12 protein-coding genes are annotated in these 16987 nt (G+C 48.9%); 4 read left to right on the top strand and 8 right to left on the bottom strand.

Features of this window, described 5'->3' with window-relative positions; genetic code table 11:
* Nucleotides 1-2 precede the first annotated feature (2 nt).
* Nucleotides 3-1400 (bottom strand): chloride channel protein, encoded by a 1398-nt coding sequence (locus HHL16_RS24440; RefSeq protein WP_169428057.1) that lies wholly within the window; start codon nucleotides 1398-1400, stop codon nucleotides 3-5.
* 76 nt (nucleotides 1401-1476) lie between these two features.
* On the opposite strand from HHL16_RS24440, the gene rpiA reads away from it, so the two are divergent.
* Nucleotides 1477-2166 (top strand): ribose-5-phosphate isomerase RpiA, encoded by a 690-nt coding sequence (rpiA, locus tag HHL16_RS24445; RefSeq protein WP_169428059.1) that lies wholly within the window; start codon nucleotides 1477-1479, stop codon nucleotides 2164-2166.
* Between the two features lie 54 nt (nucleotides 2167-2220).
* Entirely contained in the window at nucleotides 2221-3660 is a 1440-nt protein-coding gene (locus HHL16_RS24450) for a PLP-dependent aminotransferase family protein (protein WP_169428061.1), read from the top strand.
* A gap of 55 nt (nucleotides 3661-3715) precedes the next feature.
* Here the strand turns inward: HHL16_RS24450 and HHL16_RS24455 are convergent, their stop codons facing one another.
* Nucleotides 3716-3964, bottom strand: coding sequence for a helix-turn-helix transcriptional regulator (locus HHL16_RS24455; protein WP_169428063.1), 249 nt, complete (start codon nucleotides 3962-3964; stop codon nucleotides 3716-3718).
* 251 nt (nucleotides 3965-4215) lie between these two features.
* Between HHL16_RS24455 and HHL16_RS24460 the strand changes: the two genes are divergently transcribed.
* Together HHL16_RS24460 and HHL16_RS24465 are read left to right on the top strand one after the other, a co-directional pair.
* Entirely contained in the window at nucleotides 4216-4632 is a 417-nt protein-coding gene (locus tag HHL16_RS24460; RefSeq protein ID WP_169428064.1) for a hypothetical protein, read from the top strand.
* Between the two features lie 52 nt (nucleotides 4633-4684).
* On the top strand, nucleotides 4685-4990 hold the full coding sequence (locus HHL16_RS24465; protein ID WP_169428066.1) for a hypothetical protein: 306 nt from the start codon (nucleotides 4685-4687) through the stop codon (nucleotides 4988-4990).
* Nucleotides 4991-5075: 85 nt separating this feature from the next.
* Here HHL16_RS24465 and HHL16_RS24470 read toward each other — a convergent pair whose 3' ends face one another.
* The 6 genes from HHL16_RS24470 to HHL16_RS24495 form a co-directional block, all read right to left on the bottom strand.
* The gene (locus HHL16_RS24470) at nucleotides 5076-7907 is read right to left on the bottom strand and encodes an outer membrane beta-barrel protein (RefSeq protein ID WP_169428068.1); all 2832 of its coding nucleotides are present in this window, start codon (nucleotides 7905-7907) and stop codon (nucleotides 5076-5078) included.
* Between the two features lie 240 nt (nucleotides 7908-8147).
* Nucleotides 8148-8594 (bottom strand): nuclear transport factor 2 family protein, encoded by a 447-nt coding sequence (locus HHL16_RS24475; RefSeq protein WP_169428070.1) that lies wholly within the window; start codon nucleotides 8592-8594, stop codon nucleotides 8148-8150.
* Nucleotides 8595-8632: 38 nt separating this feature from the next.
* A complete protein-coding gene (locus tag HHL16_RS24480; RefSeq protein WP_206022578.1) occupies nucleotides 8633-10813 on the bottom strand; it encodes a heavy metal translocating P-type ATPase in 2181 nt (726 codons plus the stop codon).
* A 20-nt stretch (nucleotides 10814-10833) separates the two neighbouring features.
* Complete coding sequence (locus HHL16_RS24485; RefSeq protein WP_206022579.1) at nucleotides 10834-12081, bottom strand: efflux RND transporter periplasmic adaptor subunit; 1248 nt, start codon at nucleotides 12079-12081, stop codon at nucleotides 10834-10836.
* An 8-nt stretch (nucleotides 12082-12089) separates the two neighbouring features.
* Nucleotides 12090-16454 (bottom strand): CusA/CzcA family heavy metal efflux RND transporter, encoded by a 4365-nt coding sequence (locus HHL16_RS24490; RefSeq protein WP_169428074.1) that lies wholly within the window; start codon nucleotides 16452-16454, stop codon nucleotides 12090-12092.
* Between the two features lie 106 nt (nucleotides 16455-16560).
* Nucleotides 16561-16860: a DUF6660 family protein gene (locus HHL16_RS24495; RefSeq protein WP_169428076.1), complete on the bottom strand. Its 300-nt coding sequence runs from the start codon at nucleotides 16858-16860 to the stop codon at nucleotides 16561-16563.
* Between the last annotated feature and the right edge of the window lie 127 nt (nucleotides 16861-16987).

Below are 16987 nucleotides of genomic sequence, written 5' to 3' on the forward strand. Positions count from 1 at the left end.
CACTATCGTTCAGGAGTATCCGAATTATTTGCTTGAATATTTTTTGCCGGAGGCAGTTCATGATCCAACTCATGAATGAACCTCACTTTGAGCCGGTCGTAAAAAGAACGTTTGTCTATCAGCAAAGATACCAGACTGGCCACCATGGCGGCGAGCATCAGATGGAAGATCACATTGTGGCGATCCGTCATCTCCAGCACCAGAATGGCCGATGTGAAGGGCGTTCGCGTTACACCTGTAAGAAAAGCCGTCATGCCTGCCAGTATCAGCAGATTGGCATTCGAAGGGGTGCAGTGCAGCCACCCGCTCACTACAGATCCGATGGTAGCGCCGGCACTCAGCGCGGGAGCGAAAACGCCTCCTGCTCCTCCGGTAGTGAAAGTGAGCACCGATCCCAGCATTCTCACAAGCGGCACATACCAGGCAACATGCTTTTCGTTGGTGAACAGCACTTCGGTCATCACTTCCTTTCCTGATCCGATCATTGGGCTGCCCCAGCAATATGCAATGGTTGCAATCAGCATCGCGCATGCAACTACATACAATATTCTTTTCCCATTGCTTTTCCAGCGGGAGCTGATGCCCATGATCATCAGTATCAGTCTGCACATGCCACTTCCTGCAAGGCCGGCGATCAATGCTGTGAGCAAAACTGCGGCAAAAATCCAACCCGACAAATGACTTACGTCAGGATATCCCAAATACAAATATGGTCCAAGAAATGCCTGAGCTGTAAGGCCCGCCAGAATTACCCCTGTGAACAGCGCTGTTCTGAAATAACTGATATGTGTGCGGGTAAGTTCTTCAACCGTGAAAACAAGTCCGCCGAGTGGCGTATTGAAAGCCGCTGCCAGCCCGGCTGCGGCGCCCGTCATGATCATATTTCTGCGCGAGATCTTCGGCCACCATGCAGGCAGCCACTGATTGATGGTGCGGAAGATCGATCCTGCGATCTGAATGGTTGGTCCTTCCCTGCCGATAACTCCTCCGCCCAATGCCATCACAAGACTCGAAGTAATCTTCACCCAGATCACTTTCAGATTAAGCAGTTTATTGATTTTGAACTCTTCTTTGGGAGTAGCCAGTTCGATGGATGCGATCACCTGTGGAATACCGCTTCCACGCGCGAAAGGCGCAAATCTTTTTACAAGCCACCAACTGAGTAAAAAACATACCGGAGTACCAATGAACAGTGCCCATCGGGCATGATGTAGCATCAGCATAGCTCCTTTTTCAGCGAAAGAAAACAATGTGGCGTAGAGTACGGCAACCAGACCAGTAAGCAGACTGGCGATCCAGAAAGGAATTGCCTGAAGTATGTTCTGCTTCAGACGTTCGTTACTTATCCTGTCAAATTTCCGTTTCACCCGTATGCGCACTGTGCTCAGAAAATGCATCATCGTTCAGCTTTTTTGATCGGAGAAGAGTTGAAAGGTACTAATATCTTCATAATGGAATAAGGGGTAACTTTAAGGTATGCATACATCATCCGAAATAAAGGAGCTCGTTGGCACACAGGCCGCAGAGCTGGTGCAATCCGGAATGACCATCGGAATCGGTACCGGCAGTACGGTGGAATGGCTGATCAAAGCATTGGGGAAGAAAGTCAGCAGTGGGCTTGAAATCCGTGCTGTATCTACATCTCGGGCTACCAGCGCATTGGCAGCTGCGCACAATATTCCGCTGATCGATCTCAACGATGCAGCAAAGATCCAACTCACCATCGATGGTGCTGATGAGATAGATCCACAACTCAATCTCATCAAAGGCGGAGGCGGTGCACTGTTGCAGGAAAAGATCGTAGCCATTGCCGCAGATGAGCTGGTGATCATTGCCGACAACAGCAAACTGGTAAAACAACTCGGCGCTTTTCCATTGCCGGTAGAAGTGATGATCTACAACTGGAAACAGGTGGAGAAAATAATGATGCGTCATTTTGAAACGCCGGTAGAACTGAGGATGAAGAAGGATGGCACTCCTTTCATAACAGATCATGGCAATTACATCATCGATATACCTTTTCAGGAAATCATCAACCCGCAGCAGGTGCATCAGGAACTGAAAAATATCACGGGTGTGGCGGAAACCGGATTGTTCCTCGGAATGGCGCACCGTGCGCTGATCGGTTATCCGGACGGACAAACAGAATGGCTGCGCCGTGACTAAATTCCACCTCCGAATAGTTGCCATTTTTGTAAATTTGACTATATCAGATTTGCAATGAAACTGAAATTCCCCGGCGAAGACCACCTTTATCTGCAGGTTGCAGAAGGTGTAGAGAAAATGATTGGAGACGATATTCTCCGCATCGGCGACAAACTCCCATCGGTCCGCATGCTGAGCAAAGAGCATGGAATCAGCATGGGCACTGCGTTTCAGGCCTATTACCATCTCGAAGGAAAAGGATTGATAGAATCGCGACCTAAATCGGGTTACTATGTGCGCTTCAATCCGAGGCGTTTTGCCGATCTTCCCCAACAGATCGATCCGGGGCCAACTCCCATAGAAAAAGTTACCAATCAGGATATGGTGATGGAAATGATCTCCCGCATGACGTCGCACGAAATCATGAATTTTGCGCTCGCCTCTCCTTCCATTGAATTGCTTCCTGCCGCCAAGCTCAGCAAATCGGTGATGCATGCATTGCGTGCCGACCAGCATCACTGCCTTCAATACGAACATGCCCAAGGCAATCCCGAACTGCGCAAGCAGATTGCGAAACTCAGTTTCAACTGGGGAGGAAAAATAAAACCGGAGGATGTACTCATCACTTCCGGATGCATGGAAGCCGTGGTAATGGCGTTGCGCGCTGTAACCACAGCCGGCGATACCGTTGCAGTGGAATGTCCTTCTTACTTTGGCATCTATCAGGTGATCGAAAGCCTGGGATTGAAGCTCATCGAAATTCCAACAGATCCTGTAACGGGCATCGACCTCGACGGGCTGGAACAGGCCATCAGCAAGCATTCCGTAGCAGCCTGCCTGCTGGTACCGAACTTCAGCAATCCTTCGGGCAGTTGCATGCCGGACGATCGCAAAAGAAAACTGGTTCAGCTGCTCACACAAAAGAATGTGCCGCTGATAGAGGACGATATCTATGGCGAAATGTATTTCGGCAGGCAGCGTCCCCGCACCTGCAAATATTTCGATACCGAAGGCATAGTGATGTATTGCAGTTCGCTTTCCAAATCACTGGCTCCCGGATATCGCGTAGGATGGATCATTCCGGGCAAACACATGGCCAGGGTGAGTACCATAAAAATGATACACAGCATCAGTTGTGCAACTGTTACGCAACAGGCGCTGGCTCATTTTCTGAGTATCGGGCGATACGAATATCATCTGAAGAATCTCCGCAAGGCATTGCATACCCAGTGCCTGCGCTATACGCAGGCCATCATGCAGTATTTTCCGGAAGATACGCGCATCTCCAGGCCGCAGGGAGGATTTGTGCTTTGGATTGAACTGAATAAACATATCAATACCTATGAGCTTTGTGTAGAAGCCATGAAGCACCAGATATCCATCGCACCGGGAAGCATCTTCTCCAATAATGCCAACTATTCGCATTACATGCGGATCGGTTATGGCAAGCCATGGAGCGACAAGGTAGACAAGGGACTGAAAACCCTGGGCAACCTCGTAAAGAAGATGAGTTAAGCCGGCGGAAGCGGAACCAATAAATTATTACGGAAGGGGGGAAAGGGATTGAGTGCTACTCGAACTCGTACTTGAGCAGGTCTGCAGGATGGAGATTGAGGCCTTTGGCCAGTTCGTAGATCGTTGAGATCTGAACATTGAAACGGCCATGTTCCATCTTTGAAATATTACTGTCGTCCAGGTCACAGTTCTGCGCCACTTCGCGCAAACTAAGCCCCTTGTCGATCCGGATCTTCTGAAGATGTGCACCAAACTGCTGCTTCAGTTTAGTGTAATCTTTCTTGTTTTTGATTTTCTTTCTCATAGGCTTAATTGAACGGCTTTGATCGTTTAGCGAATTCAAGGTGAGTAAATTTTTAAAAAAATTTGCGGTAATATATAACCATGATGTGATTTTTTATTTATATATTTGTTCTGCATTCACGGTTCTACCCATCCCCGGAACCTTCTGGTATTCAGAACACATCCTCTTCCGAAATGTGTTTATGACTCAATTGCCGCTTCATGTATAGCGCATGTGGTCAACCGAAAAATTAACCTTAAAAAGTTCCCACAATGAGTCATGTTCATCGCTGGACGGGTTACCCGTTTCTGCCGGACCCTGCTTTGTTGCTGAAACGGCTCAGGGCGGGAGATCAATCAGTACTCGGTACACTTTTCTTCCACTTCTATCCTGCCCTCTGCTTTTTTGCAGAAAGGCTGATATCTGATGCCCCAATAGCTCAACAGATAGCGGAAGAAAGCCTCGGATCTCTCTGGCAGCATCGGCAAAGTTTCCATCAGCCACAGGAAATAAAACAATTCCTGTACATAAATACGTATCAGGCCTGCAATCAGTTTACCCGATCCGTGTCAAATACTGAAAAAACTATCACCGCCATCGCCTGCGCTGAACTTTTCATTTACCTGAGTGAAATAGCCGATGCATCTCAATGGTTACAACAACGATTGTTGCAGCTGCCGCCTGCTTAGGAAAGATACTATAACGGAAATCAATATACGCATTAAATATTAAACTAATTATATGCAGCCATCGCAGTACCCCGGAAAAAACGATCATAAAACCGACCCCTGGAAGGCGATTGCCGATTTCTGCCGGAGCTATCACCACCACGAAGTGCAAAGCATGCTCTGGGACTGGCTGGTTACAGCCGTATCCCGCACCAACAGTATTTACGACGATGGGAAAGAAAGAAGCAGTCTCTTTTTACTCTACGAAAATATTACGTTACTGGTAGCAGCCGCCTACACTTTTCATCAGCAACCCGGCGATGCTGCACCTAAAAAAAATAGCGGCAAAAATGCCAAACCAGGCGCTGAGAAGCCCTGATCCATACCGCTTTCATTAGGATAAGGTTTAATGTCAGTTAAGAAACTGATTAGTACGTTCCCTGCATTCTTGCAGGGAACTTTTTTTATGAATGTATGTTCATCCGCGCGGGAGCGCCGAAAGAACCTGTTGCCGATTTTGTACGCTTGCCACCAAACCGGTTCAGTCCATATGCAAATGTTACCATGTAATACCTACGCAAGATCTGCGAATAGGTATCCACGATACTCAGCTCAGTGATGCTTCTGTTTACATTGCTGTTCTTATTGAGAATATCCACTATCCCGAATCGCAGTTCGGCATTCTTCTTTTTGCCTATCGTCCACACCGCCGAAGCATCCCATAATGGAATCGCCTGATTGAACCCATCACTTCTTCCCGAATAAACCGAATAGTCGAAACTGCTTTCGATACGCAGGTCACTGATGATATTGTAACTCACATCGGTACTGTAATTCTGATTGAAGTAGCGGTTATTGGTCTGCGCCTGCAGGTTCAGACTAGCATCGTTGTACGTGAATGCTCCTGTTACGCCCACACTGAACTTCTCCACCCAGTAATTGAGCGTAACGCCCTGCATTATGCTTTTGGTAGTGTTGAAATTCTTCTGACTATTGTACAAACTCACATCTCTGTTATAATTCAGTTGTGTGTTGGTCTGCAGGTTCAGCGGGCTTGGTTTGCCGGATGTTGTGCGTTTCAGCGGCATCGCCAGATTACCCGAAAGGGCTATATTGAAAGAACCATTCAGGTTTTCTGGGCGCGTCAGCTGCTTGCCACCGTCGAGCAAAATGATATTGCTCACGATCTTATTACTGGTAAATCCTCCGCTCAGATCTGCACTGTAATAGAGAAAATTATCAGGATTGGTTTTGTTGTAGCTGATGCTCATCATATGCATGAACTCCTGTTTCAGATTGGGATTACCCTCGCGCATGAACAGCGGGTTCGATACATCCCGCACATCCTGCAACTCCAGTATCTGAGGCGATCTGGTATTGCCATTGTATCCGATACGCATATTGGATGTTCTGGTGAACCGGTAATTGAAACTGGCATTCGGCGCGAGGTTCACAAACTTCTGCACCATGGTGGTATCTTTTCCCTTCAGCGCGCGGAAACTCATATTCTTCAAAGTGGAGAACTGTGCCATACCTCCGATCTGAACATCTCCTTTCTTCAACTGATAACGAAGGTTACCACCGAATCGATTATGCTGGTTCTTGTTCTCGAAGTAGTTGGTCTGCGCTTTATCGACGCTGTCGTATTTGCCTGATATAGCGCTGTATGCCATCACATCCACATCATTGGTATTGCGATCGTTCATCCAGGAGTAATTCAATTCCAGCAACATATTCTCCATCAGTGGTTCTGTGTAAGAAACGCCGATAGTATTGTTGAAGCCTTTCGACACACTGGTGTTTTTCTGACGCTGATTGGTGAGCGTAGTATCACCATCTTTGCTGAAAAAATAATAGGGCGATTCTGTGCTGCCGCTGCCATCTGAATTATTGATGGAACTATTCCAGTTTACGCTCAGGGTTCTTCCTTTTTTATGGAACTGCCGGCGGATCGCCAGGTTGCTGTTGAGATTCAGTCCCTGCTGATCGTTGCTGCGCTGACTGTTCCTCGAAATGGAAGCCCACTCCTTTCCATCCATGCGCGTACGTGTGAAAGAGCTGTCTGTGCCCGAACTGCTTCCATCACTGAAACTCACCATTGGCGTGAACTGTATGCTTGTAAGGCTATCGATCTTGTAATCGAACCGCATATTGAAATTGTGATTGGCATTTCTGTTATTCGACACAGACGATGCATTCTCAAACGTGGTAGAATCTTTTGCGAAAAAGCTCTGGCGATAACTGCCGGTGCGCGTTACTGATTTTGAACTGTTCACATTGTAGCTGGCATTGAAGCTGAGCTTCTTTCCCCAATCGTTGGAGAAGTTGATGCCACCGCCCCAGGTGTCTGTATTGCCCACTCCACCACCACCGCGGCCACCGCCGCCGCCCATTCCCATGCCGCTCATTACCATTCCTCTCGTTTTGCTGCCTCCGCCGCCCATTCCTCCTCCAAAGCCCGAACGGTTGGTATTGCTGATATTGCCGACTACCGAAATACGTTGTGCATCGTTGAAACTATTCACAAAAAGAGTTCCTTCATAGAGATCGTTGTTGCCAAAGCCGGCCGACGCACGGCCGAATACTCCTTTACGTCTGTCTTTTTTCAATTTGATATTGATGGTTTTCTTGCGGCTGCCATCATCTATCTTATTGAATTTTGCCTGATCGCTCATATCCTCATAAAGCTGCACACTTTCCACCATATCGGCAGTGAGATTGCGGGTGGCCATCTTAGGATCATTGCCGAAGAATTCTTTTCCGTCTACATATATTTTGGGTACATCCTTTCCCTGCGATTTGATATTGCCATCACGATCCACTTCCAGTCCCGGTATGCGTTTCAGCAGATCTTCCACTGTTGCATTCACCTTTGTTTTGAAGGCCCCGGCCCTGAACTCCGTGGTATCTCCTTTTACAGTGATCGGCGGCACACGCACCACTACGCTGGCCAGCATGGCCGTATCGTTTTCCATGAAAATATCACCGAGATCAACCACAGGTTTTTCTGCTGCAATGGTGAGCTCACGATAAATTTCTTTGTATCCGGTAAAACTGAGAGAGAGCAGATAACCGCCTGCTGCCACATTCTTCACTTCGAAGGCGCCGTTCTTATCGGAGACCGTGAAGCCGATTACTGAAGAATCTTTGTTGTTAAGCAGCGTGGCTGTTGCGAGGGGAAGCACCAGTTTGTTTTGTTTGTCGAGCACTTTTCCTTTCACAGTTCCCACAGGCTTCTGTGCGTAAAGGGTGGCTCCAACTAAACAGGAGATCAAAAACAGTAAGGTACGATACATGCAGCTATACTTTGGTTGGTCAGCCACGAATATCAGTTTTTGAATTCAGCTATCCACAACATCATCAGCCGTTTGTCAAGAATTTAGAAATCTATAACAATTGATATCTGTCGGTTTTGCTGAATAAAATGCTGGTTGCGCTGAATAGTTTTTATGCAAAATGCCCGTTTCGGATTACGAAACGGGCATTAGTTTATCCTAAAATGAATTTATCGCAATACTTGCGTATGTGTGGCTCCGTTAGCTTTTGGCCGGAGGCGGTTTTACTGCCTGCCTTGCCAGGAGCACCCAATGATGTCGTTGTTTTTGCCAAACAGTCATGATCGACAATGCTACAGTTCCGGGTTTGCCATTGTCGTTGGTTGTGGCATTGAGTTTATGACGAACGATGGCTGTTTCCCCCGATACCGAAATGGTCTGATCTGTTAACTCGATGGTCACAAAGTCGGATTTGCCGCTGGTTAGCGCGGAAATGAACGTTTTCTTGTCTTCCACATTTCCTCCGGAATGGCCATAACTGAGTTGTTCTGCCGTAATGGATTCGAGCGTTTTCTGATCGGCATCGATCATTGCTTTCCGCAATGTTTCTACTGCAGTGGCTACTGCTTTTTCGTCTTTGGATTGAGCCATGATTGCATTCACAAAGATGGTGACAATGAATAAAAGGATAATCGATTTCCTGTACATGATAGTAAGATGCTGGTGAACAATTATCCTAAAATACATCATTGTCTGTAGCCAAGCAACCTTAGCGCATTCATCACTACCAGTAAAGTGCTGCCTTCGTGAACGGCAACTGCCGGACCAATATTGGCAATTCCGGTGATGGCCAGCGGCACCAGCACAGCCACCATTCCCAGACTGAACCAGAGGTTCTGCCGGATGATCCTTTTCGACGCGCGGCTCAGCCCGATTGCAAAAGGAAGGTTCGCCAGATTATCGGCCATCAGCGCAATATCGGCCGCTTCGAGCGCAACATCACTTCCTGCCGCTCCCATCGCAATGCCTACAGTGCTGCGCGCCATCGCAGGCGCGTCATTCACGCCATCGCCTACCATGGCCAGTTTGTTTTCTTCTTTGCGGATCTGTTCTATCGCTGCTACTTTCTCTTCGGGAAGCAGATCGCCCATCGCTGTATCGATGCCCACTTTTGCAGCTACAGCATTTGCCACACGCTGGTTATCGCCAGTAAGCATCACCATTTTGCGTATGCCTGTTTCTCTGAGTTGTTTTATCACTTCGATGGCTTCTTCGCGCGGAACATCCATCACACCAAGAATACCTGCAAACTGATCGCCTTTACGTACGATCATGGTGGTATTGCCTGCTTCCTGCAACGCTACTACCTGCTGCTGAATATTTTCCGGTAAGGATGAATTGATGCTTCTGAACAGCTCATCGTTGCCGATCAGGATCTGCTCTCCCTGCCAGCTTGCTTCGATGCCTTTTCCGGCAACGGCTTTGAGTCCGGATGCTTCGGGCACATCGATGTTTCCCAGTTTCTCCAGTCCTCCGTTTACGATGGCGGATGCAATGGGGTGATCGCTCAATCGCTCTACCGCCACTGTCATTTGCAGCAATTCTTTTTCATCGGTTCCGTTGAGTGCCACAACAGCATTGAGTTTCGGCCTGCCTTCTGTAAGCGTTCCGGTTTTATCGAATGCGAGGGCAGTGAGCATTCCGAGCTCTTCGAGTGGGCGACCACCTTTTACCAGCACGCCTTGCCTTGCTGCACGGGCTACGCCACTCAGCACTGCACTGGGCGTGGAGATGGCCAGCGCACAGGGGCTCGCCGCCACCAGCACCGACATTGCACGATAGAAACTCTGGCTGAATGTTTCATCGATCACCAGAAAAGCAAACATCAGCGCCACTACCAGTATCAGCACGGCGGGCACATAATATCTTTCTATTTTTTTAGTGAATTGTTGTGTGGGCGATTGCTGTTGCTCCGCTTCGCGCACCATCTGCATCACGCGCGCGAGTGTGGAATCTTTGGCTTCTTTGGTTACGCGGATCTCCAGAGATCCTGTTCCGTTGATGGTGCCGGCAAAAACTTTGTATTGTGCATCGATCTTTTTCTCGTCTGTTACTTTCATTTCAACCGGCAGTGGAGATTTATCAACAGGGATGCTTTCTCCGGTGATCGGTGCCTGATTCACAGCGCTTGTTCCCGACATCACCAATCCGTCTGCGGGTATTTTGCTGTTCGGGCGAATGATCACAATATCACCTGCCCTTAACGACGCAACAGGAACTTCTTTCACCACTCCGTCTTTGCGGATGGTGGCAGTAGTGGGTGCAAGCCCTGCAAGTGCTTCGATGGATTTACGGGCTTTGTCCATACTCAGTGCTTCGAGCGCATGGCCCAGGCTGAAGAGGAAAAGCAGCAATGCGCCTTCCGGCCACTTGCCCAGTGAAGCCGCTCCCACAGCGGCTACCAGCATCAGAAAGTCTACTTCGAATTGTCCTTTTCTAATGCTTCCGATGGCTTCCATCAATGTGTAATATCCGCCGAAGAAATAAGTGCCGATGAAACAGGCAGTGGGCAACCATGCTGGCCCTGCTCCGGATTTTTCGAGCAGGTAGCCGATGCCTAAGAGTGCACCGGCAGTGAGGGAGAAGATGAGATCGCTTCGCTTGCCGAAGATGCCTCCGTGTTCGTGACCGCCATCACCCTGCGAATGTCCATGTCCGCCGGTTTTGGCTGAATCGTTGCTTACATCATGGCCTCCATGATCGTGGCTGGTTTTACCCGAATGATCATGTGCGTTTCCTTTTGAGTGATCATGACCGCTATGGTCATGATCACTGTGAGAAGTATTATTCGATTGATCGTTACCGTTATCTCCTGCATTGGATGTCTTTGCAGGCTGACTGCCCAATTGTTTATTTTGTTCACTCATGGGAATTGTTTTTAGGTACGTTAATGATCGTGGCCTTCTTCCCCGCTGTTCTTCCATTTGCTCAGCAGGTCATAAGCTCCCTTGAACACTATCGGCGTAGCCTTCACATCGAAACCCTGTGGCAATTGAATAGCCACATATCCAAGTTCGGAAACGCCTGTTTGTACTTCTACGGCTTTGTAGTGGAGATGGGGTGCGCCGGCTTCTTTTTTGGGATCATCATGCCCGGCCTCTTCTTCTTTGATAAAGATATAGTTCTTTCCTTCATAGTTCACCACTGCTGTTTCAGGAACAGAAGGCAGTTGCTCATTTTTAGTTTCTACGAAAGCTGTGAGGTACATGCCGGGCAGCAACTCACGGTCTTCTTTATCGAGATGGCAATGAATGCGAACGGTACGGTCTGCACTGATCTCGCGTCCGATGAGATATACAGTTGCCATTCGTTCTTTCAGTTCGTTGGCGAGTATGAAACGCACTTTCTGCCCGATTTTCAGCTTGGGTACATCCTTCTCAAAAACGGTGAGCTCCGCATGCAGGTGCTCGGTATCCACTATCTCGAACATCACGTCTGTAGGATTTACGTATTTGCCGAGGTTTACGTTTACTTCGGTTACATATCCCGAAATGGGAGCATGGATATTGATGGTAGGCTGGATCTCTCCTTTCGACAATCTGCTCATATCTATTTTGGCCAGTTGCAGTTTGGCTTTCAGTCCGGCCAGCTTCGCCTGCATGGAACGATAATTCGCTTTCGCCTGTTCGAATGTTTTTTTTGCGTTGATGTTTTCTTTCAGCAACTCCTCCTGTCTTTCGAATTCGGCTTTGAGGAAATCGAGCTGACTGGCGCTTTCGAGATAGTCCTGTTGCAATTGAAGATATGCAGGGTCTTCGAGTGTGGCAATCAGTTCTCCCTTCCTCACATATTTTCCCTGCAGCATTTCTGAAGAGCGGAGAAAACCACCCATGGGTGCGCTAACGCTGAGCATCTGTTGCGGCGGCACATCGAGTGTACCATTTACTTTGATGGTTCCGCTGAGTGTGCGCACGCTCACGTTCCCGGTTTCAACGCCGATGCTCCGCGCCTGATCGGGCGTGAGTTCTACTTCTCCTTTTCCTTCTTCGTGATGGCCTTCCTGCCCTGCTTCTTTGGCTCCTGCCTCTTTTTCTACAGCCTTGCTGTTGCTGTCGCCACAGGCTTCCATAGAGAAGAGCGCTGCTGCAAATGCACCTGCTTTGAATAGATTGATGATATTATTATTGATGGTCATTACTCAGATTATTTAGTGGGTTGGAAGTATTCGAGGGTTACAACAGAAAGATTCATATCACGGATAGCCTGCAGATAATTCATTCTGATCTCACTGCCGGTCTGCAAGGCCTGCAGGTATTCGACATAGCTGATCTCCCCGGCCTGAAAAGCACGCTGTGCCTGCTTCAGCATCAGTTCAACATTTGGCAGAGCGCTGCTCTCGTAGTATAACAGGTTCTTCTTTTCTTTTTCGTACTGCTGCACCGCTTCGCGATACTGACCATTGAGATTGTTGCGGGCCAGTTCGAGATTGCTCTCTGCTATCTGCTGATCTACTTTCGCTGCCTTGATTCTGCTGGAGAATGGTTTGTTGAAAAGCGGAAATGCTACCGAAGCTGTTACTCCCTGAAAGCGTTTATTGCGATCATAGAATTTTTCTCCGTCGCCCACATTCTGAAATCCGTAGATCGATTGATTGAAATATCCGATGGAAAAATCAGGACCCGCCTTTGCTTTCTCCACCCGAACCAGTTGCTCATTTACTTTGATCTCCTGCTGAAGAAAAGCAGTGAGCGGATGATCGGCCGGCAACGATGCCGCAGGTGCTGCAACTCCATCGATTTTCTGAATGCCTTCGGCTGCAACTGTTACTGCTTCCGATGTATTGAGCAGTCTTTGCAGGTTGGTCTGTGCAATCTGAATATCTGCTTCATTGCGCTGTATCTGGTTGCTGTTTTCGTTCAGGCGTGTCTGCGCGGTGGATTGCTCCAGCATGCGCGTTTCGCCGGTTTTGTACCGCAGCTCCGCTGCTTTGAGGAAATTGCGGAACAGTGTATCCTGACGTTGCAGCAGGTACTTCACCGATTGCAGCCAGGCGAGCTGATACCAGGCAGCTTTCACCTGCATCACCAGTTCCTGTTTGGTTACTGCGAGATTGAGTTCGCTGCTTTTGATCTTTGCATCGGCCAGCTGTTTTTGTTTGCTGTAGAGACCGGGATTGGGAATCTCCTGCGTCAACGAAAAATGATTGTCCCATTTCACGGTGTTGGCTTGCCCGTATTGCCCGCTGATATTGGTTTTTCCGAGTTCGGTGGATGTGCCGCGAAGCACACGTTCCCGCTCTATCATCAGTTTGGAAGACTGCATCCCGGGATGCTGCTTCACAGCCATATCCACTGCCTGCTGCAAAGTGATGGGATTGGCAGACTGCGCATGCGCGCTCATGGCCGGACCAAACACCAGCAATGCAATCACTGTTGTTGCAGTGGCCAGTTTTTTACCTCCGCCTCCGATCTTTTCAAATATCATGTAGAGGCATGGAAGCACAAGCAGTGTAAGCAGCGTAGCTGTTACAAGCCCGCCGATCACTACGGTTGCCAGTGGCCGCTGTACTTCTGCTCCGCTGCCTCCGGACAATGCCATGGGAATGAAGCCCAGCGAGGCTACGGTAGCCGTCATTATTACCGGGCGCAAGCGTATGCGCGTACCCGTTATCACTATCTTCGTAAGGTTATCCATACCTTCTTTTTTTAACCGGTTAAATTCTGCGATCAGTACAATGCCATTCAACACTGCCACACCGAATAGGGCAATGAACCCAACACCGGCAGAGATGCTGAAGGGCATATCGCGCAACCATAATGCTACAATGCCTCCGATCGCTGAGAGCGGAATGGCGGTGAAGATCAGCAGTCCGTATTTCAATGATCCGAATGCGAAATACAGTAAGAATAAGATCAGCAGCAATGCTACAGGTACGGCAATCGCCAGCCGCTGACGCGCTTCCTGCAGATTCTCGAACGTACCGCCATATGCTGCATAGTAACCCGGACTGAATTTGATCTCTTTTTCAATTCTCTTTTTGATATCGGCAACCACGGTGGCTACATCTTTCCCACGAACGTTGAAGCCTACCATAATGCGTCTGCGCGCATCTTCGCGCTGTATCTGATTGGAACCAGACCTGATCTCCACATCTGCCAGCTGCTCCAGCGGAATCTGATTTCCGTTTGGTGCTGTAACATAGAGTGTGCGCAGGTCTTCGACAGTCTGACGGTTCGATTTATCGAGGCGGACCACCAGATCAAAACGGCGTTCGTTCTCGAAAACCTGTCCGGCTGCATCACCTGCAAATCCGGCGCGGATCACCTGATTCACCGTTTCGATATCGAGACCGAACTGCGCAATTTTATCGCGCTTGAATTTTACGATCACCTGCGGAAGACCAGTAGCCTGCTCCACATACACATCCACTGCGCCATCGATGGTGCCCGCGATCTTTCCGATACGGCGTGCATAGTCTCCGAGCTGATCGAGATCTTCTCCGAAGATCTTCACCACCACATCCTGTCTTGCACCAGACATCAGTTCGTTGAAACGCATCTGGATGGGTTGCTGAAATCCATAGGTAACACCGGGTATGTTTTTTTCGAGCTCTGCCTGCATTTTCGCTGCGAGTTCTTCGCGCGTATTGGCGGAGACCCATTCCTTTCTGTCTTTCAGTACAACAATGAGGTCGCACAACTCAACAGGCATAGGGTCTGTAGGGATCTCGCTCGATCCGATCTTTCCTACCACCTGTTTTACTTCGGGGAAATTCTTCAGCAGCACGTCGGCAGATTTGCCGGCAGCATCTACAGTTTTGGAGAGACTGCTTCCGGTGAGTACTCTGGTCTCCACCGCGAAATCGCCTTCTCCGAGTGTAGGAATGAATTCAGATCCCATTCTGCTGAAGAGCCACACACTGGCCACCAGCAGCACTACTGCTGCACTGATGGTAATGGCTTTTGCACGAAGTGCGCCACGAAGCATCGGTTCGTACACACGTTGCACAAGCGACATGATTCTATCGGAGATGGTTTTCTTATGACTGATCTTTTTGCTCAGGAATAAGGCACTCATCATCGGAACATACGTGAGTGAAAGAATCAGTGCGCCAATGATGGCAAACGAAACTGTCTGCGCCATCGGACGGAACATCTTCCCTTCGATACCCGTGAGTGTGAGAATGGGGAAATAAACTATGAGGATGATGATCTGTCCGAATGCGGCGGCATTCATCATTTTGCGGGAGGCGTTGCTTACCTGCTCATCCATTTGCAGCTGATCGAGCCGCTTCGCGCGGCTTAGCCCCAGCTGATGGATGGTTGCTTCCACAATGATCACCGCTCCGTCTACGATCAATCCGAAGTCCAGCGCTCCGAGGCTCATCAGGTTGCCGCTCACTCCGAAGAGATTCATCAGGCTTACGGCAAAGAGCATGGCCAATGGAATTACGGAGGCTACGATCAGTCCGCCACGAAGATTGCCGAGCAATATCACCAGTACAAAAATCACGATCAGCGCGCCTTCGATGAGGTTGGTGCTAACGGTTTTGATGGCGCTGTCTACCAGTTTGGTTCTGTCGAGAAAAGGTTCAACGATGATGCCTTCGGGTAAAGTTTTTTCGATCTGCGCCATGCGTTCTTTCACGCGGCGGATAACTGCGGAGGAGTTTTCTCCTTTGAGCATCATCACCACCGCTCCGGTAACTTCACCTTCGTTGTTGCGGGTCATGGCGCCATAGCGGATGGCAGAGCCTATCTGTACGGTTCCTACGTTGCGGATGAGTACGGGTACGTTGCCGGATGTGTTCTTCACCACAATATTTCCGATGTCTTCCATACTGCCGATGAGGCCCACACTTCTTACAAACCAGGCATTGGGATTTTTATCGATATAGGCGCCGCCGGTATTCTGGTTGTTCTTTGCGAGTGCATCGAATACTTCGGCGATGCTGATGTTCATGCTGCGCAGCTTTTCGGGGTTCAGCGCTACTTCGTATTGTTTGAGGTAACCACCGAAACTGGCAACATCGGCTACGCCTTCCACACCGAGCATCTGACGGCGGACGATCCAGTCCTGAATGGTGCGGAGATCCATGGCGGAATACTTTTGCTCGTATCCTTTTTTGGTATGGATCACATATTGAAAAATCTCTCCGAGGCCGGTAGTGAGCGGGGCCAGTTCGGGAGCGCCCATGCCGGATGGGATCTTATCGTTTACGCTGGTGAGCCGCTCGTTCACCTGCTGGCGGGCCCAGTAAATATCGATGTCTTCTTTGAAAACGATGGTCACTACGCTCAATCCAAAACGGGAGAATGAGCGTATCTCTTCAATACCGGGTACGGTGGCCATTGTCTGCTCAACGGGGAAGGTCACAAAACGTTCGATGTCCTCCGCTCCATTGGAGGGTGATACAGTGATCACCTGCACCTGGTTATTGGTAATATCGGGCACTGCGTCGATAGGCAGGCGGGTAAAAGAGTATACCCCCCAGCCTATCAGCATCAATGTAAATAATGCAACGATCAGTTTATTGCTGATGGAAAATTGAATGATCCTGTTTAGCATAATTCCTCAGGTAAAAACGGGTAGAATAAAATATACCATAATGATCAGCACAGGGGTACGTGCATGATCAGGCAATGGTGTTACAATAAAAGAAAGGGATGTTGGATCAGCCTAATTGCGGGGGTTGCCATACGGGAATGGAAACTTCCAGCACTTCATCCGTATATGGTGTAGCGTTATGCGCTGTATGAGTAGTGGGGGGAATGATCAGCTCCGGCACTTCGTGCGAAATGGAGGTGATGGCGCAGCAGCTGCAGTGGCAGAAGGGCGAACAGTACTCTTCGTGAGCATGCTCATCGGGCTGCTGAACGATTGTTAGCGACCTCGACGGACGATGCGTGTCTGAGCAGGGAACAAATCCCAGCACAATCACCAGCATAGCTATGAGGTATCCGATCAGGCGCATGTTGCAAAAGTAATAGGTTTGGCCGGCATTGGGTTATAACCGGTCCGCTAAAATATCCCGCCTGTTGCAAAAACCCAAAACTGTTTGACCAATGCCTCCGGATTCCATGTTTAGGAGGCTGTTTACG

It is taken from the genome of Pseudoflavitalea sp. G-6-1-2 (assembly GCF_012927185.1).
Classification (GTDB): Bacteria; Bacteroidota; Bacteroidia; order Chitinophagales; family Chitinophagaceae; genus Pseudobacter.

Bases quoted from the DNA above. Each gene is read 5' to 3' on its own strand.
- HHL16_RS24465 (WP_169428066.1), top strand. From the start codon at position 4,685: ATGCAGCCATCGCAGTACCCCGGAAAAAACGATCATAAAACCGACCCC.
- HHL16_RS24480 (WP_206022578.1), bottom strand. From the start codon at position 10,813: ATGAGTGAACAAAATAAACAATTGGGCAGTCAGCCTGCAAAGACATCC.
- HHL16_RS24490 (WP_169428074.1), bottom strand. From the start codon at position 16,454: ATGCTAAACAGGATCATTCAATTTTCCATCAGCAATAAACTGATCGTT.
- HHL16_RS24460 (WP_169428064.1), top strand. From the start codon at position 4,216: ATGAGTCATGTTCATCGCTGGACGGGTTACCCGTTTCTGCCGGACCCT.
- HHL16_RS24450 (WP_169428061.1), top strand. From the start codon at position 2,221: ATGAAACTGAAATTCCCCGGCGAAGACCACCTTTATCTGCAGGTTGCA.
- HHL16_RS24495 (WP_169428076.1), bottom strand. From the start codon at position 16,860: ATGCGCCTGATCGGATACCTCATAGCTATGCTGGTGATTGTGCTGGGA.
- HHL16_RS24475 (WP_169428070.1), bottom strand. From the start codon at position 8,594: ATGTACAGGAAATCGATTATCCTTTTATTCATTGTCACCATCTTTGTG.
- HHL16_RS24485 (WP_206022579.1), bottom strand. From the start codon at position 12,081: ATGACCATCAATAATAATATCATCAATCTATTCAAAGCAGGTGCATTT.
- HHL16_RS24455 (WP_169428063.1), bottom strand. From the start codon at position 3,964: ATGAGAAAGAAAATCAAAAACAAGAAAGATTACACTAAACTGAAGCAG.
- rpiA (WP_169428059.1), top strand. From the start codon at position 1,477: ATGCATACATCATCCGAAATAAAGGAGCTCGTTGGCACACAGGCCGCA.
- HHL16_RS24440 (WP_169428057.1), bottom strand. From the start codon at position 1,400: ATGATGCATTTTCTGAGCACAGTGCGCATACGGGTGAAACGGAAATTT.
- HHL16_RS24470 (WP_169428068.1), bottom strand. From the start codon at position 7,907: ATGTATCGTACCTTACTGTTTTTGATCTCCTGTTTAGTTGGAGCCACC.